General features: G+C 71.6%; 21 protein-coding genes and 2 riboswitches. Of the genes, 6 read left to right on the forward strand and 15 right to left on the reverse strand.

The annotated features are described in order from the left end of the window. Positions 1-57: 57 nt before the first annotated feature. From F6J84_RS05470 to F6J84_RS05500, 7 genes are all read right to left on the reverse strand, one after another. Positions 58-918: a metal ABC transporter permease gene (locus F6J84_RS05470; RefSeq protein ID WP_150972024.1), complete on the reverse strand. Its 861-nt coding sequence runs from the start codon at positions 916-918 to the stop codon at positions 58-60. Further along, entirely contained in the window at positions 915-1655 is a 741-nt protein-coding gene (locus tag F6J84_RS05475) for a metal ABC transporter ATP-binding protein (RefSeq protein ID WP_150972027.1), read from the reverse strand. The genes F6J84_RS05470 and F6J84_RS05475 overlap by 4 nt, the downstream gene beginning before the upstream one ends. Further along, a complete protein-coding gene (locus tag F6J84_RS05480) occupies positions 1652-2578 on the reverse strand; it encodes a metal ABC transporter substrate-binding protein (protein ID WP_150972029.1) in 927 nt (308 codons plus the stop codon). Before F6J84_RS05480 ends, F6J84_RS05475 begins: the two co-directional genes overlap by 4 nt. Positions 2579-2720: 142 nt before the next feature. Then, positions 2721-3221 (reverse strand): GNAT family N-acetyltransferase, encoded by a 501-nt coding sequence (locus F6J84_RS05485; protein WP_420846194.1) that lies wholly within the window; start codon positions 3219-3221, stop codon positions 2721-2723. Between the two features lie 308 nt (positions 3222-3529). Next, positions 3530-4078, reverse strand: coding sequence for a type 1 glutamine amidotransferase domain-containing protein (locus F6J84_RS05490; RefSeq protein ID WP_150972033.1), 549 nt, complete (start codon positions 4076-4078; stop codon positions 3530-3532). A 64-nt stretch (positions 4079-4142) separates the two neighbouring features. Further along, a complete protein-coding gene (locus F6J84_RS05495; protein WP_150974702.1) occupies positions 4143-5630 on the reverse strand; it encodes an MDR family MFS transporter in 1488 nt (495 codons plus the stop codon). Between the two features lie 214 nt (positions 5631-5844). After that, positions 5845-6039, reverse strand: coding sequence for a hypothetical protein (locus F6J84_RS05500; protein ID WP_150972035.1), 195 nt, complete (start codon positions 6037-6039; stop codon positions 5845-5847). A gap of 57 nt (positions 6040-6096) precedes the next feature. Here F6J84_RS05500 and F6J84_RS05505 point away from each other — a divergent pair, with 57 nt between their 5' ends. Further along, on the forward strand, positions 6097-7986 hold the full coding sequence (locus F6J84_RS05505; RefSeq protein WP_150974703.1) for an ABC transporter ATP-binding protein: 1890 nt from the start codon (positions 6097-6099) through the stop codon (positions 7984-7986). A gap of 22 nt (positions 7987-8008) precedes the next feature. Here the strand turns inward: F6J84_RS05505 and F6J84_RS05510 are convergent, their stop codons facing one another. The 6 genes from F6J84_RS05510 to F6J84_RS05535 are packed head-to-tail and all read right to left on the reverse strand — an operon-like array spanning position 8009 to position 14578. Then, complete coding sequence (locus tag F6J84_RS05510; protein WP_150972037.1) at positions 8009-8974, reverse strand: glycosyltransferase family 2 protein; 966 nt, start codon at positions 8972-8974, stop codon at positions 8009-8011. Next, on the reverse strand, positions 8971-10110 hold the full coding sequence (locus F6J84_RS05515; RefSeq protein ID WP_150974704.1) for a cysteine desulfurase family protein: 1140 nt from the start codon (positions 10108-10110) through the stop codon (positions 8971-8973). The genes F6J84_RS05510 and F6J84_RS05515 overlap by 4 nt, the downstream gene beginning before the upstream one ends. 7 nt (positions 10111-10117) lie before the next feature. After that, a complete protein-coding gene (nadC, locus tag F6J84_RS05520) occupies positions 10118-10984 on the reverse strand; it encodes a carboxylating nicotinate-nucleotide diphosphorylase (protein ID WP_150972039.1) in 867 nt (288 codons plus the stop codon). Beyond that, entirely contained in the window at positions 10978-12495 is a 1518-nt protein-coding gene (nadB, locus tag F6J84_RS05525) for an L-aspartate oxidase (RefSeq protein WP_150972042.1), read from the reverse strand. The genes nadC and nadB overlap by 7 nt, the downstream gene beginning before the upstream one ends. Then, positions 12492-13820: a quinolinate synthase NadA gene (gene nadA / locus F6J84_RS05530; RefSeq protein WP_150972044.1), complete on the reverse strand. Its 1329-nt coding sequence runs from the start codon at positions 13818-13820 to the stop codon at positions 12492-12494. Before nadA ends, nadB begins: the two co-directional genes overlap by 4 nt. Beyond that, positions 13817-14578, reverse strand: a complete 762-nt coding sequence (locus tag F6J84_RS05535; RefSeq protein ID WP_150972046.1) for an NUDIX hydrolase — start codon at positions 14576-14578, stop codon at positions 13817-13819. The genes nadA and F6J84_RS05535 overlap by 4 nt, the downstream gene beginning before the upstream one ends. 115 nt (positions 14579-14693) lie before the next feature. Here F6J84_RS05535 and F6J84_RS05540 point away from each other — a divergent pair, with 115 nt between their 5' ends. The 4 genes from F6J84_RS05540 to gcvP all read left to right on the forward strand — a co-directional run bounded on the left by F6J84_RS05540 (position 14694) and on the right by gcvP (position 20619). Further along, positions 14694-15875, forward strand: a complete 1182-nt coding sequence (locus F6J84_RS05540) for a MarP family serine protease (protein ID WP_150972048.1) — start codon at positions 14694-14696, stop codon at positions 15873-15875. A gap of 55 nt (positions 15876-15930) precedes the next feature. Further along, positions 15931-16027: riboswitch (glycine riboswitch) on the forward strand. Continuing rightward, a riboswitch (glycine riboswitch) is annotated at positions 16028-16134 on the forward strand. Positions 16135-16175: 41 nt separating this feature from the next. Beyond that, positions 16176-17363 carry a glycine cleavage system aminomethyltransferase GcvT gene (locus tag F6J84_RS05545; RefSeq protein WP_150972050.1) on the forward strand — a complete coding sequence of 396 codons (1188 nt, stop codon included), beginning with the start codon at positions 16176-16178 and terminating at the stop codon, positions 17361-17363. Beyond that, the gene (gene gcvH / locus F6J84_RS05550) at positions 17360-17743 is read left to right on the forward strand and encodes a glycine cleavage system protein GcvH (protein ID WP_150972053.1); all 384 of its coding nucleotides are present in this window, start codon (positions 17360-17362) and stop codon (positions 17741-17743) included. The genes F6J84_RS05545 and gcvH overlap by 4 nt, the downstream gene beginning before the upstream one ends. Continuing rightward, positions 17740-20619, forward strand: a complete 2880-nt coding sequence (gcvP, locus tag F6J84_RS05555; protein WP_275094029.1) for an aminomethyl-transferring glycine dehydrogenase — start codon at positions 17740-17742, stop codon at positions 20617-20619. The genes gcvH and gcvP overlap by 4 nt, the downstream gene beginning before the upstream one ends. Before the next feature lie 181 nt (positions 20620-20800). Here gcvP and F6J84_RS05560 read toward each other — a convergent pair whose 3' ends face one another. Together F6J84_RS05560 and F6J84_RS05570 are read right to left on the reverse strand one after the other, a co-directional pair. Further along, positions 20801-21787, reverse strand: a complete 987-nt coding sequence (locus F6J84_RS05560) for a hypothetical protein (RefSeq protein ID WP_150972057.1) — start codon at positions 21785-21787, stop codon at positions 20801-20803. Between the two features lie 237 nt (positions 21788-22024). Continuing rightward, complete coding sequence (locus tag F6J84_RS05570) at positions 22025-22840, reverse strand: CPBP family intramembrane glutamic endopeptidase (protein WP_420846177.1); 816 nt, start codon at positions 22838-22840, stop codon at positions 22025-22027. 124 nt (positions 22841-22964) lie between these two features. On the opposite strand from F6J84_RS05570, the gene F6J84_RS05575 reads away from it, so the two are divergent. After that, positions 22965-24866 (forward strand): ABC transporter substrate-binding protein, encoded by a 1902-nt coding sequence (locus F6J84_RS05575; protein ID WP_150972061.1) that lies wholly within the window; start codon positions 22965-22967, stop codon positions 24864-24866. The last annotated feature ends 175 nt before the right edge of the window (positions 24867-25041 follow it).

Below are 25041 nucleotides of genomic sequence, written 5' to 3' on the forward strand. Positions count from 1 at the left end.
AGAATCGTTCAGTGGATCCCTTCCGCGCAGGTGCTCGACCGGCGCGGTATCGGGAGGCTAGACTCCCTCCCTCGACCGGCGGCGCAGGCGCTTGCCGATCACCCCTTGGCGGGGGCTGAACAGGTAGACGAGAGCGAAGACCACGCCCTGGACGAGCACCACGAGGCCGCCCGATGAGGCATCCACCCAGTAGCTGAGGTAGATCCCGAGGACGGAGCACGTGGCGGAGATCACGGGCGCGATGATCAGCATCCGTCCGAATCGATCCGTCAGCAGGTACGCCGTGGCGCCGGGGATGATGAGCATCGCGACCACGAGCACCACCCCCACCACCTGCAGGGCGACCACCGCGGTGAGTGCGAGGACGCCGAGGAGCAGCGCACTCAGCATCCGCGGCGACAGACCCATCGCGAAGGCGTGCGTGGGATCGAACGCGTACAGCGTCAGGTCCCGCCGCTTCACGAGCAGCACGGCGAAGGCCACCGCGGCGAGGATGCCCATCTGCAGCAGGTCTGCGGGGGAGACCCCGAGGATGTTGCCGAAGATGATGTGGTTCAGGTCGGTCTGGCTGGGGGTCACCGAGATGAGCACGAGGCCGAGGGCGAAGAGCGTCGTGAAGACGATGCCGATCGCGGCATCCTCCTTCACCCGGCTCGTCCCCGTGACGAGGCCGATGAGCGCCACGGCGAGCACCCCGAAGACGAGGGCGCCGATCGCGAACGGCGCCCCCAGGGCGTAGGCGATGACCACGCCAGGCAGGACCGCATGCGAGACGGCGTCCCCCATCAGCGACCAGCCGATCAGCACCAGCCAGCAGGAGAGGAGGGCGCAGACCACGGCGGCGATCACCGTGGCGGCGAGGGCGCGCTGCATGAACTCGTACTGCAACGGCTCGAGGAGGAGATCGAGGATGCTCATGCGGACTCCTCTCTGCCGAGCACGTCGAGACCGAACGCCCGCGCGAGGTTCGCGGGATCGAGCGCCTCCGCCACGGCGCCCTGGAACACCACGCGGCGCAGGAGCAGGATCGCCTCGTCGGCGAGCTGCGGCAGCGCATGCAGATCGTGGGTGGAGACGAGGACGGCGCGACCGTCGTCGGCGAGTTCGCGCAGCAGCCGGGAGATCGTCGCCTCGGAGCGCAGATCGACGCCGGCGAACGGCTCGTCGAGCAGGAGCACGCGCGCGTCCTGAGCGATCCCGCGGGCGACGAAGGCGCGTTTGCGCTGGCCGCCGGAGAGCTGTCCGATCTGCCGGTCCGCGAAGTCGGTGAGCTCGACGCGCTCGAGTGCCTCCGCGACCGCCGCCCGATCCGCTGCGCGCGGGCGACGGGTGGGTCCCAGCCCGCCGTACCGGCCCATCATCACGACATCCCAGACCGATACCGGGAACGCCCAGTCCACGTCCTCACTCTGCGGGACGTAGCCCACCGCGCCACCCTTCCGGGCAGCGGTCGGCGTGCGGCCTTCCACCAGCACGCGGCCCTCCTGCGGGCGCAGCATCCCGATGACGGTCTTGAACAGCGTGGACTTCCCCGATCCGTTCATCCCGATGAGGCCCGTCACCCGCCCCGGCTCGACGCGCAGCGAGACCTGCTCGAGTGCCGTCACGTCGCCGTAGCGGACCGTGACGCCCTGCACATCGATCGCCGCGGTCATCGTCGTCCGGTCAGCGCGGCGATGATCGTGTCGGTGTCGTACCGGATGAGGTCGAGGTAGGTGGGGACGGGACCGTCCGCCTCGGAGAGCGAGTCGACGTAGAGCACGCCGCCGAAGTCGGCATCCGTCGCATCCACCACCTGCTGAATGGGCTTGTCGGACACGGTGGACTCGCAGAACACGGCGGGTACGCGGTTCTCGTCCACGTATTCGATCACCGCGGCGATCTGCTGCGGCGTCGCCTGCTGCTCGGCGTTGACCGGCCAGATGTACACCTCGGTGAGGCCGGCATCGCGGGCGAGGTAGGAGAACGCACCTTCGCAGGTGACGAGCGCGCGTTCGTTGTCCGGGAGCGTCTCCAGCTCCGCGACCAGTTCGTCCTGGATCGCCTGCAGCTCCTGCTGGTAGGCGGTGCCGTTGGCGGCGAAGTCGTCCGCGTGCTCCGGGTCGAGCTCGCTGAAGGCATCCACCATGTTGTCCACGTAGATCTGCACGTTCGCCGGGCTCATCCAGGCGTGCGGGTTGGGCTTTCCGGTGTAGGCGTCAGCGGCGATGTCGATCGGCTCGACACCATCGGAGACGACCACGTGCGGGACATCCACCGTCTCCACGAACTGGGAGAACCACAGCTCGAGGTCCAGGCCGTTGTCGAGCATGAGGTCGGCGCCCGCGGCCCTGCGGATGTCTCCCGGCGTCGGCTCGTAGCCGTGGATCTCCGCGCCCGCCTTGGTGATGGATTCGACCACGAGGTGGTCGCCGGCGACGTTCTGGGCGATGTCCGCAAGCACCGTGAACGTCGTCAGCACGACCGGACGCTCGTCATCCGAGGCGGAGGAGACGGAGGACGCGCATCCGGTCAGGAGCAGGGAGCTCAGTCCCAGTCCCACCGCCGCAGGCCACGGGAAGGTGGAGGACTTCGGCATACCGAAAACCTATAGTTTCGGTTTGCCGAAAACAAGCGCCGGCGGGGTGATCTTCCGCCTCGCGGAAGTCCCTCGCGCGGCGCAGGAGACGGCGGCGGCAGGGCTCGCGAGCCCAGGGGGAAGGGCCCGCGTGCCGGGAGCGCTACACCGCGGTGGCGAGGGCCGTGAGCTCGGCGCCCACGAGGCGTTGCGTCGTCCATTCGCTCATCGGCACCGCGCCGATGCTGCGGTAGAACGCGATGGACGGTGCGTTCCAGTCCAGGACCGTCCACTCCAGGCGGCTGTACCCGCGTTCGACGCACACTTCGGCGAGCGAGGCGATCAGCGCCTTGCCGTAACCCCGTCCGCGCTGGTCCTCGTCGACGAACAGGTCTTCCAGCCAGATGCCGTGCCGACCCGTCCAGGTCGAGTAGGTGAGGAACCAGATCGCGATGCCCACGATCACGCCGTCGCGTTCGACGACGTGCGCGAAGGCGCGCGGCTCCGCGCCGAAGAGGGTCTCGGCGATCGCCTCCGCGGTGTTCTCGACCGCATCCGGTTCCCGCTCGTACACGGCGAGGGCCGTGATGCAGGCGAGGATGCCGTTCTGGTCTCCGGGGCGGGCGACGCGGAGAACTGCGTCGTCGGTCAGGGTGCGTGCGATCACGCTGTCACCCTATCGCCGTCCCCCGAGCCGCTCGGCCGCGGGAAGTAGGCCGGAAAGCGCGCGGGGCGGAGCCGGGCGGGCGCGTCCGGGCATAGCATGGCGGCATGACTACCTCGCAGCCCATCCAGCTCCAGCCCGCCCCCGCCGAAGGGGAGAGCGTCCTTCCCGTCATCGCCGAGAGCACGGGCGGATGCTGCGGCGGCACCGCCTGCGGCGGCAACTGACCCCGTAGCGAGAGTCCTCGCGCGTCCTCGGACCGGTGGTCCACGACGCGCGAGGTCCGCGCCGCGCGGCACTGTCGTCGATCAGGCGGTCTGGCCCGCGTGGCGTCCTTCTGCGACCTCTTCGATGACCTTCGCGTTGAAGGCGGGGAGGTCGTCCGGCGTGCGGCTGGACACGAGTCCCTCGTCCACGACGACCTCTTCGTCCACCCAGGTGGCGCCGGCGTTGACGAGATCCGTCTTGAGGCTCGGGTAGCTGGTCAGGGTGCGGCCCTCGACCACCCCTGCCTCGATGAGGGTCCATGCGGCGTGGCAGATCGCGCCGACCGGTTTGTGCTGCGCGAAGAACTCCTTGGCGAAGGCGACGGCCGCTTCGTCCATCCGCAGGTGGTCGGCGTTGACCACGCCGCCCGGGAGCACCAGGGCGTCGTAGTCGTCCGCGACCGCTTCGGCGGTCACGACGTCGACATCGTGCAGATGGCCGTCCTTGCCCTCGATCCGCCCGCTCGACGGAGCGACCATGACGGGTGTGGCACCCGCCAGGCGCACCGCGTCCCACGGGGACCGGAGCTCGCTGTCTTCGTAGCCGTGGGTTGCCAGGAAAGCGATCTTCTTGTCGGTGAGGTCGGTCATGACCGCCACGTTATGCGACGGTCACGACCGCGGCTGCGGGATTGACAGTCCCGGTGCCCCTCGGTCAGTGCGCCATGGGCAGTTCGTCGGGACCGTCGGCCGGCTTCTTGATGAGGATCGCGCCGAGGATCGTCGGGATGGCGACGATGCCGGCGAACAGGAACGCGTTGCGTGCCCCGGCCGCCCAGGCGGCCTGCTCCGTGGCGGCGCCCGCGACGAACCCGGCGTTCATGATCGTGATCATGACCGCGATCCCGGCCGCGCCGGCCACCTGCTGGACCGTGCTCACGATCGCGCTGCCGTGCGAGTAGAAGCGCGGCTCCAGGGAGCCCAGTGACGCCGTGAACAGCGGGGTGAAGGACATCGCGAGGCCCAGCGACAGCACGGTCTGCAGGGCCAGGAGCTCCCAGACCGGGGTGTCGGCGGTCAGCGTGGTGAGCAGCCACAGCACCACCACGACGATGATCGACCCGGGGAGCAGGGTGATCCGCGGTCCGCGCCAGTCGTAGATGCGACCGATCACGGGACCGGCCAGACCCATGAGCACGGATCCGGGCAGCACGATGAGGCCGGTCTCCAGCGGGCTGAGACCCATCGCGTTCTGTGCGAACAGCGGGAGCACCGTCAGCGTGCCGAAGAACGCGAGGGACATGACGGCGAAGTGGGCGACCGAGATCGAGAAGTTCGCGGAACGGAACACGCGCAGATCCAGCAGCGCGTCGTCCCGCTTCTGCAGGGAGAGCTGACGCCAGACGAACAGGGCGAGCGAGACGATGCCGACGGAGAGCGAGATCCACAGCGTCATGGTGGCGAGCGTGGACGCGGCGGCCTCGGCGGCCGCGCCTCCGCCGTGCGAGGAGCCGCCGCCGATCTGGCTGAGACCGTACACGACGCCACCGAAACCGAAGGCGGACAGCACGATCGACAGGGCGTCCACCCGCGCCTTCCGCAGCGTGCCGACGTTGTGGATCCAGCGCGCACCGACCGCGAGTGCGACCACGGCGATGGGAAGCACGACGCCGAAGATCCAGCGCCAGCTGAACGTGTCCAGGATGAAACCGGAGAGCGTCGGGCCGATCGCGGGGGCGAGCGCCATCACGATGCTGATCCGGCCCATCATCCGTCCGCGTGAACGCGGCGCCACCAGGGTCATCACGGTCGTCATGAGCAGCGGCATCATGATCGCCGTGCCGGAGGCCTGGACGACTCGGGCGACCAGCAGCACCTCGAAGCCGGGCGCCAGGAACGCGATGAGCGTTCCCCCGGTGAACAGCGACATCGCCAGGACGAACACCGCACGCGTGGTGAGGCGCTGCAGGAGGAACCCGGTGATGGGGATGATGACGGCCATCGTCAGCATGAACGCGGTCGTCAGCCACTGGGCGAGGACCGCGTCGATGCTCAGATCCGTGATGAGGTGCGGGATCGCGACGCCCATCGTGGTCTCGTTGAGGATCGCGACGAACGCGGCGGCGAGCAGCAACCAGATGACCCGGTCGTCGTTGCGGGGGACCGGATTCGAGGATGTGTGGACCGGGACGGAACCGGTCATGACGGCATCGGCGGGCACGTCGTCTCCTTGTCAGGGGTGGGGGACGGGGATGGCTGCCGAGACCGGCGAACGAGGAACGCAACGGACGGTGTGGCCGCAGTATTCCCGATCCGGCGGAACGATCCGGCCAGGCGAGGGAAAACGCACGACGCCGCATCCGGAACGGACACGGCGTCGTGAAGGTCAGGGCAGAAGGGGCGGGAGCGCCCCGGTGTCACTTCTCGTGGCGGTGGTGCTTCTCCGGCGCTCCGGGCCACTCCTCGGAACCGATCGGGTCGGTCGGCTCAGGTTCGCTGATCTGCTGGAAGACGATCTCGTCGGGCGTGATCAGTGAGTCGATGTCCTGCTTCTTCAGATCCTCGAGGGCCTCATTGCGCAGGGGGTCGTTGTTTTCCGGCGTCGACGTCATGCCCCCACAATAGCGAGGTCCACCCCTCTCGGGCGGATCTAGGCTGATCGGGTGAGCATGCCGGCCGGAGGTCACCGTCCCCCCGCGTTCCGACGCGGGGACGCGTCGGCGCAGCGGGCCGAGAACGCACGCGCCCCTCGCATCGACGACCTCGGGCGGCGCGTCGCGGCGCTCTTCCGGCCGTACCGCACCCGGCTGGCGCTCACGGCGGGGCTCGTCGTCCTCGGCGCCGCGATCGCCGTCATCCCGCCCCTCATCGTGCAGCGCGTCTTCGACGACGCCCTGTTCCCCGTCGGCGGGGGATCGGCGGACGTCCCCCTGCTCGCCCGGCTGGTCGGCATCATGATCGCCCTGTTCTTCTTCTCCGCGGGACTGCAGGTGCTCCAGACGTGGTTGACCTCGACGGTCGGCAACAACGTCACGGGCGATCTCCGGGTGCGCCTGTTCGAGCACCTCCAGGCCATGGAGCTCGGGTTCTTCACCCGCACGAAGACCGGAGCGATCCAGTCCCGGCTGCAGAACGACGTGGGCGCGGTCTCGGACGTGCTGACCAATACCGTGACGAGCATCCTGGGCAACACGGTGACGGTGATGGCCTCGCTCGTCGCCATGATCCTGATCGACTGGCGCCTGACCCTCATCGCCGTGTTCATGATGCCGATCCTCGCTCTCATCCAGCGGCGGGTGGGACAGGTGCGCGCGCGGATCGCGGGCCAGACCCAGGAATCCCTCTCCGAGCTGTCCGCCATCACCCAGGAGAGCCTCAGCGTCTCGGGGATCCTGCTGTCGAAGTCCTTCAACCGTCAGGGGGACGAGTCGCGGCGGTACCGGGCCGAGAACGTGACGCAGGTGCGCCTGCAGGTGCGTCAGGCGATGAGCGGTCAGGGGTTCTTCGCGGTCGTCGGGGTCATCGTCGCCAGCGTCCCCGCGGTCATCTACCTCGTCTCCGGGCTCTTCCTCGCCGGCGGCGTCGACGACACGATCACCGCGGGCACGATCGTCGCCTTCACGACCGTCCAGGCCCGTCTGCTCCAGCCCCTCATGGGACTCATGCGGGTGGCCCTGGACCTGCAGACATCGGCCGCGGTGTTCTCCCGCATCTTCGAGTACCTCGACCTGCGCCCGGCGATCACCGACCGCGAAGGGGCGATGGACGTCGCCGATGCCCCCGGTCCGCTCGGCCGCGTGGAGCTGCGCGACGTGTCGTTCCGCTACCCGGGGGCGCCGGCGGACTCGCGCCCGACGCTGGACGGGGTGTCGTTCACCGCCCAGCCGGGGGAGCACATCGCCCTGGTGGGCCCGAGCGGCGCGGGCAAGACGACCGTGCTGTACCTCGTCCCGCGCATGTACGAAGCGGATGCGGGCGCCGTACTGTTCGCCGGTGCGGATGTCCGTGACCTGACCGTGGCCTCGATCGTGGACCGTGTCGGCATCGTCTCCCAGGAGACCTACCTGTTCCACGCCTCGGTGCGCGAGAACCTGCGTTACGCCAAGCCGGACGCGGATGAGGAGGAGATCGTCGCAGCCTGCCGCGCCGCCAACATCCACCACGTCATCGAGCAGTTCGAGCACGGCTACGACACGATCGTGGGCGAGCGCGGCTATCGGCTCTCCGGCGGCGAGAAGCAGCGGATCGCGATCGCTCGCGTGCTGCTGAAGGACCCTCCGGTGCTGCTGCTGGATGAGGCGACCTCGGCGCTGGACACCGTCTCGGAGCGGCTGGTGCAGGCGGCGCTCGACACGGCCGCGCGCGGCCGCACGACCATCACCGTCGCGCACCGTCTGTCGACCGTCATCGGCGCGGACGCCATCCACGTCCTGGAGGGCGGCCGCATCGTCGAGAGCGGCACCCACCGCGAGCTCCTCGCCGCGGGCGGGCTCTACGCGGACCTGGCCGCCGAGCAGCTCGCGTCGGCACGCGTCGCCGCCGATGAGGCGGAGCTCTGACCCGGCGGACCGGAACGCGGTCTCACCACAGGCGCGCGGCCGCCAGGAGCGGCAGGGCGTCCGCAGGCACGTCCGCGCGTACGGCCTGAGGGTGCTCCCACAGGGTGCGGGCGAACACCCCGACCGCGCGGCGGTACGCGTCGTCCGGATGGGACGCGGCGATCCGGGCGAGCCGGGGCACGTCCATCCGCAGCATCTGGCCGATCCGTGCGCGCGCGGCGCGGGGGTGATCGGTGCCGTCGAGCACGCGCAGGCCTTCGTCCATGGCGTCCAGGCAGTCGCGGAGCACGTCCAAGCGCTCCTCGTGCTGTGTGATCGAGGAGCCGTCGGCTCGTTCGCGCCACTGCACGATGACATCCGGGATGACGTCGAAGCGGCGGGCGCGGGCGTACATCAGCTGCGCGACGATCTGGTCCTCGTACAGACGGCCCTCGGGGAACCGGAGGCCCGCGTGCTCCCAGAACGCGGTGCGGCTCACCTTCGACCAGGCCACGACGTTGGCGGTGGCGTCCGGGTGCTCGTCGATCGTGAGGCCGCGGCGTTCGGGCGCGGTCGCGGCCGACACCCACGGCTGCACGGCACCGGCCACGTATCCGCCGGTCCCGTCCGGGCGCAGCCGGGTGTACGCGCCCGCGACGAAATCGCTGCCGGATTCGTCCAGCACCTGCACCATGCGTGCGAGCGCCGTCGGGAGCAGGACGTCGTCGGCATCCAGGAAGGCGACGAAAGGCGTCGTCACCGACGCGAGACCTGCGTTGCGGGCGGCGCCGAGACCCCTGCGCCGGTCCTGCCGGATCACCCGGAAACGCGGGTCGGCGGCGGCCGCCGCCTCGAACAGCGTGCCGGTCTCGTCCGTGGAGGCGTCGTCGACGAGCATCGCCTCCCACCCGGTGAGGGTCTGCGCGCGGAGGGAGTCGAGAGCCTCGCCCGCCCAGGCGGCGACATCGAAGCCGGGGACGATGACGGTGACGAGGGCGGGGGAGCTCATGCGCCTGATTGTAGGACGGTCACGGCGGCGGCGACCGCGTCCGCGACGTCGTCCAGGGCGGCGTCCAGATCGTGCGGGAACGTGAAGCGCACGGCCGTCTGCGCGAGGGCGGCATCGATCCCCACCGCGGTGAGCACGTGCGAGGGCTCGTCGCTGCCGGCGGCGCACGCCGAGCCGCTGGAGGAGACGACGCCGCGCCGTTCCAGTTCCAGCAGGACCGCCTCCCCGGAGGTGCCCGCGAAGGTGAAGCTCGCCGTGCCGGGCAGGCGCATGGTGGGGTGCCCGGTCAGGCGGGCGGAGGGGACCCGGGCGAGGACCCGCTCGACGAACGCGTCGCGGAGGACGGCCACGCGGCGGGCGGACTCGACCCGCTCGGCCTCGGCGAGCTCCAGGGCGACAGCGAGTCCCACGGCGCCCGCGACGTTCTCGGTGCCGCTGCGGCGGCCGCGTTCCTGCCCTCCGCCGTGCAGGAGCGGCTCCAGGGGGATGCGTCCGCGCACGGCCACCGCCCCGACGCCCTTGGGAGCGCCGAGCTTGTGCCCGGCGATGGTGAGCGCGTCGGCCCCGAGATCCGTCAGCGGCAGCCAGCCCGCCGCCTGCACGGCATCGACGTGCAGCGGCACGCGACGGGCCCTGGCGTGCGCCGCGATGGCGCGGACGTCCTGTACCGTCCCGATCTCGTTGTTGGCGTACCCGACGCTGATCAGAGCGGTGTCCTCGCGGAGCGCCGCGGACACGGCCTCCGGATCCACCGTGCCGGTCCCGTCGACGGGGACGACGCTCGCCTCGAAGCCGTGCACCCGCTCCAGGGCGGCGACCGATCCGAGGATGGACTCGTGCTCGATCGGCGTCGTGATCACGTGCCGTGCGCCCCGGCCGAGCAGCGCGGCCACGGCGATGCCCTTCACCGCCAGGTTGTTGCCCTCCGTGCCGCCGGAGGTGAAGACGACGTCGCCGGTGCGGAAACCGAGGACCGCGGCCACGCGGGCCCGGGCGTCGGCGAGGGCGTGCGCCGCCTGCTCGCCGATCTCGTGGTGGCTGGAGGGATTGCCGTAGACCTGGGTCCAGTACGGCAGCATCGCCTCCAGCACCTCGGGCCGCACGGCGGTCGTCGCGGCGTTGTCGAAATAGCGCAGGGCCATGTCAGGCCACGTCGGGGAGCGCCACCCGGACGTCGAGCCCGAGGTCCAGTCCCCGCGCCGCGTGGGTGAGCGCGCCGACCGAGATGACGTCCACGCCCGTCTCCGCGATCCGGCGCACCGTGTCCAGGTTCACGCCCCCGGACGCGTCGATCATGGCCCGTCCGGCGATCTGCTCGACGCCGCGGCGCAGGTCATCGAGGGAGAAGTTGTCGAGCATGATCGTGTCCACGCCCGCCGCCAGCACGGCCTCGATCTGGTCGAGCCGGTCGACCTCCACCTCCACGTGGGTGGTGTGCGGCAGGCGGGCGATCGCCGCTTCGAGGGCCTGGGTCACCGAGAGCCCGGATGCGGTGAGCACCGCCAGATGGTTGTCCTTGGCCATCACGGCATCCGAGAGCGAGAACCGATGGTTGTGCCCGCCGCCGGAGACGACGGCGTGGCGTTCGAACGCGCGCAGCCCCGGGGTGGTCTTGCGCGTGTCCGCGATCCGTGCGCCGGTGTGCGCGACCTCGGCGACGTACGCGGCGGTGAGCGTGGCGATGCCGGACATCCGCTGCACGAAGTTGAGTCCGACGCGTTCCGCGGTGAGGACGGACCGTGCGGGGCCGTCCACGACGGCGAGCCGGTCACCCGCGGCGAAGCGGTCGCCGTCGTCCACCAGGACGTCGACGCGCACGTCGGGGTCGACGAGCCGGAACGCGGCCGCGAAGACCTCGCCGCCGGAGAAGACGCCCGGTTCCCGGGCGATCAGCTCGGCGCTCGCGAGCGCTGCGGCCGGGATGAGCGATGCGCTCGTCAGGTCGCCCCAGGGGGCGTCCTCCTCGAGGGCGGATGCGACGACACGGTCGATGGTGGCACGGGTCAGCATGCGGTTGCCTCCTGCATCTCCGGAACGGACGGGGTCTCATCACGCCGGACGTGGGCGCCGACCGACCCGCGGCGGCGGCGGGCCGCGGCGACGACCTCGACGGCGACGCGCAGCAGATTGGCGTCCTCGCGGGCGGCGACGTCGACCGGCCGGTCGGTGCCGGAGCGGGACCAGGCGGCGAGGACGGCAGTGGCGCGGGCGAGGCCGGACTCGTCCCGGACGAGACCGGCGTGGTCCCACATGAGCTGCTGCAGCGCCGCCCGGGTGAACGGGGGAGCGTCCGGCGCGGACGGTTCGACGGCGGCGAGCGGGGTGCCGGCGGCAGGGCCGGCCCAGGGGGTGCCCGCATCCGCGAGCACGGCGTCGCCCACCCGTGCGCCGAACACGGCCCCCTCCAGCAGCGAGTTCGAGGCGAGGCGGTTGGCGCCGTGCACGCCGGTGCGGGCCGTCTCGCCGACGGCGTAGAGCCGGGGCACCGTCGTCCGGCCGGCGAGGTCGGTGCTGACTCCGCCCATCATGTAGTGCGCCGCGGGTGTGACCGGGACGGGTTCCCGCGACCAGTCGAGGCCGCGCGAGCGGAGGACCGCGTCGATGGTGGGGAACCGCGCGGCCAGGAAGGCGGCCGTGTCCGGTGCGCCGAGGCCCGTCGCGTCCAGGACGACGGGGCCGTCCTGCTCGGCGATGGCACGCGCCACGACGTCCCGTGGGGCGAGCTCCCCGTCCGGGTGGGCGTCGAGCGCGAAGCGCCGGCCATCCGCATCCCGGAGGACGGCGCCCTCCCCGCGGACCGCTTCGGAGATCAGGAAGGGGGCGCCCACGGCGAGCACGGTCGGGTGGAACTGGACGAACTCGAGGTCCGCGACGGCGGCTCCGGCGCGGAGGGCGGCGGCGATGCCGTCGCCGGTGGCCACCGCGGGGTTCGTGGTGTGCGGGTACAGCCGCCCGGCGCCACCGGTGGCGAGCACGACCGCGTCCGCGGTGATCGTGCGCCGTGCGCCCGACACGAGCACCTCGACTCCCGCGGCGTGGCCGTCCACGAGGACGACGTCGAGGAGGAAGGCGTGCTCCAGGACGGTGACCGTGCTCCGCTCGAGCGCGTCGAGCAGGGTCCGCTCGATCGCGGCGCCGGTGGCGTCTCCGCCCGCGTGCAGGATGCGGGGGTGCGAGTGCGCCCCCTCGAGTCCCCGGCGCAGGTTCCCGTCGTCGTCGCGGTCGAACGGGACGCCGGCCTCGATCAGGTCACGGATGCGGGCGGGGCCCTCCTCCACCAGGATGCGGGCCGCCGCCGGGTCGGCGAGGCCCGCCCCCGCGGTGAGTGTGTCGGCGAGATGCGCCGCGGTGGTGTCGGACGCCGTCAGCACCCCGGCGATGCCGCCCTGGGCGGACCGGGTGGCGGTCTCGTCGAGATCGCCCTTCGTCACCAGGGTCACCTCCGCGCCGTTTCTCTCGGCGCGGAGGGCGGCGGTGAGGCCGGCGATGCCGCTGCCGACGACCACCACGTGCCTGGTCACGCGGGCGCCCCGGCGGGCTTTGCCGCCAGCATCCGCTCCAGCGCGACGCGGGCCGGGTCCGCGACGGACGAGGGGACCGTGATGCGGTTGAGCACCGTGCCGGCCACGAGGGCCTCGAGCACCCACGCCAGGTACCCGGGATGGATGCGGTACATCGTGGAGCAGGGGCAGACGACCGGGTCGAGGCAGAAGATCTCGTGCTGGGGGTGCTCCGCCGCGAGGCGCTGGACCAGGTTGATCTCGGTGCCGATCGCGAAGGTCGTCGGCTCCGTGGCCGCCGCGATGGCCTTCCGGATGAAGTCGGTGGAGCCGGCCGAGTCAGCCGCGTCGACGACGTCCATGGGGCACTCCGGGTGCACGATCACCTCGACGCCCGGGTGCTCGGCGCGCGCCTGGGTGATCTGGTCGACCGTGAACCGGCGGTGCACGGAGCAGAACCCGTGCCAGAGGATCACGCGCGAGTCGCGCAGGGTCGCCTCGTCGGTTCCGCCGTAGGGCCGGGTGGGGTTCCACATGGGCATCTGCTCGAGCGGCACGCCCATCGCCTTGGCGGTGTTGCGGCCCAGGTGCTGGTCGGGGAAGAAGAGCACCCGACGCCCACGGGCGAACGCCCACTCCAGGACCGTGCGCGCGTTCGAGGAGGTGCAGACGATGCCGCCGTGGCGCCCGACGAAGCCCTTGATCGCGGCGGACGAGTTCATGTAGGTGACCGGGATGACCGGGAGGAGCCCGTCCGCATCCGGGGTGTCCATGTCACCGAAGACGTCTTCCAGGGTCTCCCAGCACTCCTCGACCTGGTCGATGCTGGCCATGTCCGCCATCGAGCAGCCGGCGGCGAGGTTCGGCAGGATCACGGCCTGGTCCGCTCCGGAGAGGAGGTCGGCGGTCTCCGCCATGAAGTGCACGCCGCAGAAGACGATCGCCTCGGCGTCGGGGCGGGACTTCGCAGCGTTGGCCAGCTGGAAGGAGTCGCCCACATAGTCCGCGTGCCGGACGACCTCCTCGCGCTGGTAGAAGTGCCCCAGCACGACGACGCGGTCCCCGAGCGTCTGCTTCGCCGCACGGATGCGGGCATCCAGCTCCTCGTCCGACGCGTCGCGGTACTCCTGGGGGAGCTGCGGCTGGCGGGGCGCGCCGGTGGGGATGACGTCGCCCATCGATGCGCCGGGGCCGTAGCCGGGGCGTGCGTCGAAGTCCCAGGGGCCCGCGGCGAGGTCCGTGTTGCAGGTCGAACCGGTGCCCGATCCGGCGACGATCGCCTGGATCTCGTGATCGACCGAGGGATCGATCGGCCGGGGCTGCAGGGTCAGCGAGACAGTGCTCATGTCGTGCTCGATTCGTGCGTGGATGAGGTGGCGGCGAGGGGGCCGCGGTCGGCCAGCTCGACGTCCCGGTGCGGACGGTACAGACGTGCCGGACGGTGGCTGCCGGTGCGGAAGGAGTCGGTGCGCACGAGGGTCCCGGAGTTCTCGACCTGACGGCGGAAGTTCGCCGGGTCGAGGCGTCTGCCGAGGATCGCCTCGTAGACCTCGCGCAGTTCCGCCAGGGTGAAGGTGTCGGCCATGAGCCCGTGCGCCACCCTGCTGTAGCCCGCCTTGTTGCGCAGGCGCCACAGGGCGTAGTCGACGATCTGATTGTGGTCGAAGGCGAGCGTGGGCAGATCGTTGACCTCGAACCAGGCGACGTTCTCCGGCGCATCTCCGCCGGAGGCATGGGCGGCGACCTGCGCGTCGACCTCGTCCGCGCGCAGCAGTGCCCAGTACACGATCGAGACGACCCGGGTGGGGGAGCGGGCGACGTCGCCGAACGCGTAGAGCTGTTCCAGGTAGCTCGGCGTCAGCCCGGTGGTCTCGGCGAGCGTGCGGGAGGCGGCGTCGTCGAGGTTCTCGGCGATGTCGAGCCAACCGCCCGGCAGCGCCCACAGGCCGTCGTAGGGGTCGCGGGTGCGGCGGACGAGCGGCAGTACCAGTCTCGGGCAGTCCGCGGCATCGCGGCGGAGGCTGAAGATGACGGTGGACACGGCGACCCGCGTGACGTCGGACTCGACGTCGGGGGCGGAGGCGGGGATTCGGGTTCGTGTCATCGTGACTCTAAGTTCGACTCGATCTTAATGTCACCCTGACCAGAACCGCAACCGGGGTCCCGCGCCCCGGCGGGGCTCCAGGCCGGGCCCGTACGCTGAACGGAGGAGGACGGGAATGATCGCGATCGCGCTGGACGTAGTGTGCGTGCTGGCGCTGGTGCTCGCCCTGGTACAGGGGATCCGTCGCGGGCTACTGGCGAGTCTCGGTGCGATCGCCGGACTCGCCCTGGGCGGTCTCGCGGCGTGGTGGCTGGTGCCCGTGGTCGGTCGACTCGTGCAGGCGCCGGAGTGGCGGGGCTGGGCCATCCTCGGCGTCGTCGCCGTGCTGCTGTTCGGCGGCGCGGCGCTCGGCGGTGCCGTGGGCTCGACTCTGCGCCGGGGTGCGGACCGCATCCGCCTGAAATGGCTCGACCGCGCGCTGGGTGCGGTCGTGAACGTCGGCGTCGTGGGTCTCGCCCTCTCGCTCGTCGGGCAGTCCGTCGCCGCCACCGGTATGCCGGTGGTCTCGGAGGCGGTGGGGTCGTCCACCGTGCTCCGCACGATCGACTCGGTGACGCCCCGCCCCGTCGACGAGGCGCTCGCGCAGGTGCGCGCGATCGTCATCGACGACGGCCTCCCGCGGCTCGGGGAGCTCTTCGACGCGCTGCCGTCCGTCACCGCGTCGCCGCCGGTCGACCTGGCGGATCCCGCCCTCAGCGGGGCCGCCCAGTCCGTCGCCCGCATCGCCGGGACCGCTTACTCCTGCGGGCGCAGCCTGACCGGTACCGGGTTCGTCGTCGCCCCGGACCGCGTCGTCACCAATGCGCACGTGGTCGCCGGTGTCGCGGCCCCCGTCGTGGAGCTGCCCGGTCGCATCGCACAGGAGGGACGCGTGGTGTACTTCGACGCGGGGACCGACCTCGCCGTCATCGCCGTGGACGGCCTGGATGCGGGAGCCCTCGCGGTGGGGGAGAACCTGCCGCTGGGCGGATCGGGTGTCGTGCAGGGATATCCCTACGGCGGACCCTTCACGATGGGGTCGGCGTCGGTGCTCTCCGTCGGCGTCGTGCCCGTGCCGGACATCTACGATTCTGCGTCCGCGCTCCGCGAGGTGTACGCGCTGGCCGCGGACGTGCGCCCCGGAAATTCCGGGGGTCCGCTCCTGGACGCCGCCGGCGACGTCGTGGGGGTCGTGTTCGCCCGTGCCGACGACGGCACGGAGGTGGGGTACGCCATGACGACAGCTCCGCTGCGACCGGTGGTGGATGCCGCGCCCACCCTTTCCGAGAGCGTGCCCACCGGATCCTGCGTGGACTGATCGCGTTCGGACACCCCGGCGGCTATGCTGGGCGCCACACGTGAACATCGGCCCCACGATCGTTGCGGGAGAGCCTCGGCAGTTTCTGTGCCGGGCACCGAAGGAGCAAGCCTCCCCGCCAATCTCTCAGGTACGCGTACCGCCGCGGTCGGGCCACTCTGGAAAGCGATCCTCCGGGATCCGCCGACGGTGAAAACCGCAGCATCCGTTCGCCCGGATCATGCGGTGAAACTCTCAGGCCGATGACAGAGGGGGAGTTCTACAGGCATCCGCCTGCCCGCACCTATCCGGGGAGAACTCATGACCGAACTCCGTTACACCCCGCTTCGCGAACGCCATGAGCAACGCGGCGCGGCCTTCACCGACTTCGGCGGCTGGATGATGCCGGTGCGGTACTCCTCGGACCTCGCCGAGCATCACGCCGTGCGCGACGCTGCCGGGCTCTTCGACATCTCGCACATGGGCGAGTTCCTCGTCACCGGTGCGGATGCGGCATCCTTCCTGGACTACGCGCTCGCCGGCCGCATCTCGACGATGCGGGTGGGCAAGGCGAAGTACTCGCTGGTCCTCACCGAGGACGGGGGTGTCGTCGACGACGTCATCGTGTACCGCATCGCGGACGACCGGTTCCTCGTGATCGCCAACGCGGGCAACCGCGACGCCGTCGCGACGGCGTTCGCGGAACGGGCGCAGCGTTCACCGGTCGCGGCCACTTTCCGGGAGAGCTCGGACGCGGACGGCGGGGCGACCTCGTTCGCGCACATCCCCGGCGTGTCCGGGATCGCCGTCGTCGAGGATGTCTCCGATCAGTTCGCCCTGATCGCCGTGCAGGGACCGCGCGCCCGCGCCGTGCTGGAGGCGACCCCAGGACTGGACGGGTTCGAACCGGCGCTCGCGGAACTCGGCTCCTACGCCTGGGCGAGCGCGGGCTTCGACGGCGAGCGGGTGCTCGTCGCCCGCACCGGGTACACCGGCGAGGACGGCTTCGAGCTGATGGTCCCCGATCGCCGGGCGGTCGCCTTGTGGGACGCCCTCCTCACGGCGGGAGAGCCGCTCGGCCTCGTACCGGCCGGCCTCGCGGCCCGCGACACCCTGCGACTGGAAGCGGGCATGCCCCTCTACGGGCACGAACTCGGCCGCGGGATCCGGCCGGCGCAGGCGGGGCTCGGTCGCACCGTCGCGGCGGACAAGGACGATTTCGTCGGCAAGGACGCCACCGAGCCCGCCGCGGACGCCCCCGTGCTCGTCGGACTCGTGGCAGAGGGGCGGCGCGCCGGCCGCGCCGGCTACGCGGTGGTCGACGCCGACGGCACGCCCGTGGGCGAGATCACCAGCGGTGCCCTGAGCCCGACCCTCGGGCACCCCATCGCCATGGCGTACGTCCGTCCCGACCTGGCCGAGCCCGGCACCGAACTCGCGATCGACGTGCGAGGCACCCGCATCCCCACCACCGTCACCGCACTGCCTTTCTACCGGAGGAAGAAATGACCGATCTCAGCGCTCTCTCGTACACGGCCGAGCACGAATGGGTGCGCATCGACGGCACCGTCGCGACCTTCGGCATCACGGACTTCGCCGCCGAGAAGCTCGGCGACGTCGTGTTCGTCGATCTCCCGGCGGCGGACTCCGAACTCGCCGCCGGAACGGTCTGCGGGGAGATCGAATCCACCAAGTCGGTGGGCGAGCTCTACGCGCCGCTGTCCGGCCGGGTCATCGAGGTCAACGGCGACGTCGACGCCGACCCCTCGATCGTCAACGCGGACCCGTACGGGGCGGGATGGCTCGTCAAGGTGGACCTCGGCGACGTCCAGCCCACGGGCCTCCTGGACCGCGCCGCGTACGTCGCACTCACCGGGGAGGACGCGTGAGCGCCCGCTTCGCCGACCGGCACATCGGCACGGACGCCGCCGCGCAGGCGGTCATGCTCGACGCGCTCGGATACGACAGCGTCGACGCCCTCGTCGCGCAGGCGGTCCCCGCATCCATCCACACGACGCCCCGGGCGACCAGCGACGTGCCGCCGGCCGCCACCGAGGCCGAAGCGCTCGCCGAGCTCCGGGAACTGGCCGCCGCGAACCGTCCCGCGACGTCGCTGATCGGTCTCGGTTACTACGGGACCCACACCCCCTCGGTGATCAGCCGGAACGTCTTCGAGAACCCGTCCTGGTACACGGCGTACACGCCCTACCAGCCGGAGATCTCGCAGGGCCGGCTCGAGGCGCTCATCAACTTCCAGACGATGGTGACCGACCTCACCGGGCTGGCCACCGCGAACGCGTCCATGCTCGACGAGCCGACCGCCGTGGTGGAGGGCATGCTGCTCGCCCGCCGTGCAGCCACGTCCCGCTCCGACGTCTTCGTCGTCGACGCCGACGCACTGCCGCAGACCAAGGCGCTCCTGCGGCACCGCGCGGCCGCGGTCGGTGTGGAGCTCCGTGAGGTGGCACTCGCGGATGCCGGGCTCCCGGCGGACACCGAGGCGTTCGGGGTCTTCGTGCAGTACCCGGCCGCATCCGGGCGGGTCTGGGACCCGTCCGTCGTGATCGCGCAGGTGCAGGAGCAGGCGGGAGTCGCGGTCGTCGCCGCCGACCTGCTGGCGCTGACGCTGCTGCGCTCGCCGGGATCGCTGGGTGCGGATATCGCCGTCGGCACGACGCAGCGATTCGGCGTGCCGCTCGGCTTCGGCGGGCCGCACGCGGGCTACCTCGCGGTGCGCCGCGGTCTGGAACGTCAGATGCCCGGCCGGCTGGTCGGCGTCTCCCAGGACGCCAGCGGGCATCCGGCCTACCGGCTCGCGCTGCAGACCCGTGAACAGCACATCCGCCGGGAGAAGGCCACCTCGAACATCTGCACCGCGCAGGTGCTGCTGGCCGTGATGGCCGCGATGTATGCCGTCTACCACGGCGCGGAAGGCCTCCGCGCGATCGCGGAGGGCGTCTCCCGCAAGGCCGAGGCGCTCGCCGCGGAACTGCGCGCGTACGGGCTGACGGTGCGGCACGACGCGTTCTTCGACACCATCCGCGTGGTCGTCCCGGGGACCGCGGAGCGCATCGTCGAGCGGGCTCGGGCGCGTGGCTACCAGCTGTTCTGGGCGGATGCGGCGACCGTCGGGATCTCGGTGGACGAGACGACGACGGACGCCGACCTCTCTGCGGTGGTGGCGGCGTTCGGCGGCTCGGAGACCGGCGAGGGCGAGCCGCGGCTGGACTCCGCCGGCGCTCCCGTGCTCGCCGGGGTCGCCCCGACGCTTCGCCGGGAGGACGAGTATCTGACGCATCCGGTGTTCCGGGAGCATCGCTCCGAGACCGCCATGATGCGGTACCTGAAGACGCTCGCCGACCGCGACTACGCCCTCGACCGGGGCATGATCCCGCTCGGCTCGTGCACGATGAAGCTGAACGCGGCCACCGAGATGGCGGCGGTGTCCTGGCCCGAGTTCTCCCGCGTGCATCCCTTCGCCCCCGAGGCGGATGTGCACGGCTACCTCGCCATGATCGAGCAGCTCGAGACGTGGCTGGCCGAGGTCACCGGGTACGACGCGGTCTCGGTGCAGCCGAACGCGGGGTCCCAGGGCGAGCTCGCCGGGCTCCTCGCGATCCGCGGATACCACCGTGCGAACGGCGAGACCGAACGCACCGTCTGCCTCATCCCGTCGTCCGCGCACGGGACGAACGCGGCATCGGCGGTGCTCGCCGGGATGCGGGTCGTGGTCGTCGCCTGCGACGAGGCGGGGAACGTCGACCTGGGCGACCTCCGGGCGAAGATCGCCGCGCACGCGGCATCCCTCGCCGCCCTCATGATCACCTACCCGTCCACGCACGGGGTGTACGAGCACGACGTGCTGGAGATCACCCAGGCCGTGCACGATGCCGGCGGACAGGTGTACATCGACGGCGCCAACCTCAACGCCCTGCTCGGGGTCGCCCGGTTCGGCGACCTCGGCGGCGACGTGTCCCACCTGAACCTGCACAAGACCTTCGCCATCCCGCACGGCGGGGGCGGGCCGGGCGTCGGACCGGTCGGGGCCAAGGCGCATCTCGCGCCCTACCTGCCCTCGCATCCCTTCGCGCAGCGCGCCGATCACGCGGGCGGTCACATCTTCGACGGCGGGCCCATCGCCGGTGCGCCCTACGGGTCGGCGTCCATCCTGCCGATCTCGTGGGCCTACGTGCGGATGATGGGTCTCGAGGGCCTGCGCGAGGCGACCGGTGCCGCCGTGCTGTCGGCGAACTACATCGCGTTCCGGCTGCGGGAGCACTACCCGGTGCTGTACGCCGGAGAGGCGGGGCTCGTCGCGCACGAGTGCATCCTGGATCTGCGGCCCCTCCGGGAGGAGACCGGGATCACCGTCGACGACGTGGCCAAGCGCCTGATCGACTACGGCTTCCACGCGCCCACCATGTCGTTCCCGGTCGCGGGCACGCTCATGGTCGAGCCGACCGAGTCCGAGGACCTGCCCGAGATCGAGCGGTTCATCGAGGCGATGATCCAGATCAAGGCGGAGGCCCTGGCCGTTGCCGCCGGGCGCTGGCCGGCCGACGACAACCCGCTCGTGCACGCGCCGCACACGGCGCAGTCCGTCGTGGCGGGGGAGTGGCCGCATCCGTACACGCGCGAGGAGGCCGTCTACCCGGTGCCCTCGCTCGTGCGCACCAAGTACTGGCCCCCGGTGCGCCGGATCGACAACGCCTACGGGGACCGCAACCTCGTGTGCGCCTGCCCGCCGCCCGAGGCCTTCGCCTGACCCGCGGCCCCGCCCCGCGTCCCGGTCTCGGACCGTGCACCCGGGTCTCGGGCCGTGTTCTTCCCGCGAGACTGCATAGTCAGCACGAGACTGCGTCTGGTTACGTCTGTTTCGTGGTTTGCGTGCAGTCTCGCGGGAGGGGTGCGGGGGGACGGGCGGGGGACGAGCGGGGGCGTGCGGGTCAGCGGTGCGGGGCGCCCAGCATCGACTGCAGCGTGTAGAGCGGGGTCGTCTGCGCAGGTCGGACGCAGGGCACTCCGGCCGCGCGCAGGATCCGATCCAGCTGCCAGGGATCCCGCAGCTCGGTCCAACCCCAGCGCGCGAAGCCGGCCACGCCGCGCCGGATGCGGTCTTCCCGACGCTTCTCCCGCCGCACCACCTCTGCCGGGGTGCCGTAGCGCCCGTCGTACTTGAGCGCTCCGTCGGCCTCGCCCACCACCGCGCAGGACGGCCACGCGAAGTCGGCCCGGTCCACCGTGCCGTCGTCCGCGACGAACCCCGCCTGCAGGACCGGATCCTCGAAACCGAGCCACTCGATCGCGGCGCGGCTGATCGACTCGAGCGTCGTCTCCGCGAGCGCCGTCGCCCGGTGCAGCGCCCATCGGGCGTTCCGACGGCCACGGCTCGAGGCGCCCAGTTCGTTGTGCGCGACGAGCGCCTCGACCGTGAGCGTGTCCGCGGCGCGCAGCGCGGCATCCGCCACGGCCAATCCGTATGCCGGATGCCGCAGACGGGCGATGCCGACGACCGTCTCGGCCAGACCCGTGAGCAGCAGGCCGTCCACGGGCTCGATGTCCGCGGGCGCCGCCGAGGTGTGCACGCGCAGACCGCGATTCTCCCGGGACGTGCCCTGAGTGCTCCGCAGCACGTGGACGGCACCGGGGTCGCCGATGATCGGGAGTCCGCGGAGGGCGGCCGCGGACTCGTGGGAGAACACCGCATCCGGCACGGTCAGGGCGACCGCGTGCACGCGCGTGAGGTAACGCTCCCACGGCGTGGTGGCGGCCCACGTAGCGGTCGGCGCGTACACGCCGCGGCGGATGCGGATCAGCTCACCGCGTCGGAGGGCGAGGTCGGGGCGCGGCACGTCGTCCCGGCCGATGAGCGGCACGGGGCTCGGGACCAGCGCGGGGACGGTGTGCGGATGCAACGGGATGGGGTGCGGCATTCGCCGATGCTGCGCCGGTCGACGGTCCGTGCGCGTGTCGTTCCCCTCGTCGGTGGATGCCGGCCCGCCCCACCCGGCCTGTGCAGGAGACGATCCGCCCCGCCCCGCCCCCGCCCCCGCCCCGCCCGCCCCGCCCGCCCCACCCGCGAGACTGCACGCACGCCACGAGACGGATGTAACCAGCCGCAGTCTCGTGCCGGCTATGCAGTCTCGCGGGAAAGAAGACCGGGGACGGGGCTAGAACACGTCGGGGAAGAGCGAGGCGGCGAGGGGATAGCCCACGAACGCCAGCACGTCGATGATCGTGTGCGCCAGCACGAGCGGCATCACGCGGCCCCAGCGGCGGTAGCACCAGCCGAACACGATCCCCATCACGACGTTGCCGATCACCGAACCGATGCCCTGGTACGCGTGATAGGCCCCGCGCAGGGCGGCGGTGGTCAGGATGATCGTCCACCAGCCCCAGCCGAGGCGGCGCAGCCGGTCGAAGAGGTATCCGACGAACACCACCTCTTCGATGAGTCCCGCCCGCACCGCCGCGAGCACGAGGAGCGGAACGGTGTACCAGGCGGCGTCGAGCGGCGAGGCGACGACCCCCACAGTGATCCCGAGCAGCCGCCCGGCGACGTACAGGGCGAGCCCCGGCACGCCGATCACCAGCACCAGGAGCACGCCGCGGCCGAGGTCGCCGCCGAATCGGCGGAAGTCGAGGCCCAGTCGGCGCAGCGCGTTGGAGCCCGGCTCCCAGAGCAGGTACACCACGAGGGCCACGAGGGCGAGGGAGAAGAACACGGAGAGGAACTGGTACAGCGCGTCCCAGAGGGCCGCGGAGTCCCGGCTGGGGTTCAGCTGCGTCTGCTGGCTGCTGACCGGCTGTCCCTCTTCGAGCGACCGCTGCACCGTCCGGATGAACGACAGCACCGAGTAGAGGGCCGACTGGCCGACCGACACCGCCAGCACGAGCCAGATCTCCCACCGCACGCGCGTGCGGGCTGGCCCGGTCACAGGGGAGGGGTCGAACACGCCGAAAGGGCGGGGCGCGGACGTCGTCACCCCGTCAGCCTGCCATAGCGCATGGGGCGGCCGAGCGGGACGAGGGATCGTTCAGGGGGAGCGCATAGGGTGTCGGAGGCCTTCCGGACGGAAGGCCGCGCGAGCGGGGTACCGAGGAGGACGGATGCGGGTGCGCACGAGAGCAGCGGCGATCGTGCTGGCGGCGACCCTCGCCGTGGGTCTCGCGGCCTGCGTTCCCGAGCACGTCGACCGGGTCGTCCCGGGCACGGAGCTCACCATCGCCCAGACCGCCCCCGTGACGTCCCTCAACCCCGCGGTCCTCGGACAGGACACCGCCGCCGACGCGGGTCTGGCCGCCCTCACCGGCGCCGGGTTCTGGCGCCAGGATGCGGGTGGGGAGAGGGTCGCGCAGCCCGAGTTCGGTCGCGTTCACGTAGACGGCGAGGACCCGCTCACCCTGACCTACACGATCAACCGTGACGTGCGATGGTCCGACGGCGTACCGGTCGACGCCGCGGACCTCCTCCTGGCGTGGGCGGCCGGCACCACGCACCGCACGGGCGGAGGTACGGACGCCGACGGCCTGCCGCGGACGCGCTGGGGGACCGGCGCCGGGGTCGGCTGGGGTCTGGACCTCGTCAGCCGGGTGCCCAGGATCAGCGCCGACCGCCGCAGCATCACCCTGGTCTTCGATTCGCCGGTGGCGGATGCCGAGACGCTCTTCGACGTTCCCGCGGTACCCGCGCACGGCGTCACGATGCTCGGACGCCCGGGTGAGGCGGAAGACCCCGAGGCGGCGAAGTCCGCGTTCCTCGTCGCCGTCCAGGACGGCGACCTGGACTGGCTCGCACCCGTCTCCCGCGCCTTCCGGGAGGACTACGCCCTCGACGGCGATCTGCCCGAGACCGCCCGCGTCACCACCGGGCCGTACGTCATCGACGACATCGACGAGGAGGGGACGGAGGTGACCCTGCGCGTCAACACCGACTTCGCCTGGGGGCCGTCCCCGGTGGCCGAGCGCCTCACCATCCGCGCCGTCGCGGATCCGCGGGAGCGCGTCCGCGCGGTCGTCTCGGGCGAGGTGGACATCGCCGCGTCCGCGGCCACGGAGGAGCTGGTGGGCATCGCCGCGCGGGCGGGGGGACACTCCGTCGACGTCGGAACCGGGTTCGAGCACATCGACCTGCAGACCGCCGGGGGAGGCGTGTTCGACCCCGCCGCGTACGGCGGCGACGTGGCAACGGCGCAGGCGGTCCGCGAGGCCTTCCTCGCCACCGTCCCCCGCGCCGCGCTGCTGGCCGAACTCGTGGCACCCCTGGCCCCGGATGCGGAACCGCGCGACTCCGCGGTCCGCGCGCCGTCGCCGGTGGCGCCCGATGCGGGAGAGGACGCCGACGACACGGCCGGCGCGGCATCCGACCGCGCGGATCCGGCCGACCCGTTGCGCACGGGGGAACCGGACATCGACCGAGCCGTGCGTCTCCTGGCGGACGCCAAGGTGGTCGACCCCGTCGTGCGGATTCTGGTGCCGTCCGGTGACCCGCGCCGTGCGGCGGCGGCGGAGACCATCGCCGACTCCGCGGCCGAGGCCGGCATCACGGTCGAGGCGGTCGTGCGCTCGGAGTGGACCACGGTGCTCACCGATCGGCCCGAGGACTACGACGCGGCGGTCTTCGCCTGGGATGCCGACCCCTCCGCGCCGATCGCCCTGGCCGCCGGATTCCACACCGCCGCCGCGCAGAACGCCTACGGCTGGTCCGACGACCGGGTGGATGCCCTGGTTTCGGCGCTCGGCGCGGAGCGGGATGAGACCCGGCGTGCCGAGCTGCTCGCCGAGCTCGACGCGGCCGTCGCGGACCAGGCCTGGACCGTCCCGCTGTTCGATCTGCCGGTGCTCACCGTGTGGTCGGATGCGGTCGAAGGGGTTCCCGCGTCGTCCACCGCCGATGCGGTCCTGCGCGGTTACCCGGCCTGGTCGCTCGCGGGAGGCGCGGGTGCGGCCGCCCTGCCCGCTGCTGGCGGGACCGGGTATCCGGCGCGTTGGGACTCGGTTTCAGAGCGATGAGCAGCGTGTCGGCGCCGATCCTGAGCAATGTGCTCGATGTGGCCCGCCCGGCATAAAAGGTATGTAACTATTCCATCAACCGTTTTGACCATGGCGAATCGCGAGCCTATCGTTCTCGTATCCGCGACATGACGACGACTCGTCTCGTCATGCTCGCACCACCCCTTGCACAGGA

The organism is Microbacterium caowuchunii (assembly GCF_008727755.1).
GTDB classification, from domain to species: domain Bacteria; phylum Actinomycetota; class Actinomycetes; order Actinomycetales; family Microbacteriaceae; genus Microbacterium; species Microbacterium caowuchunii.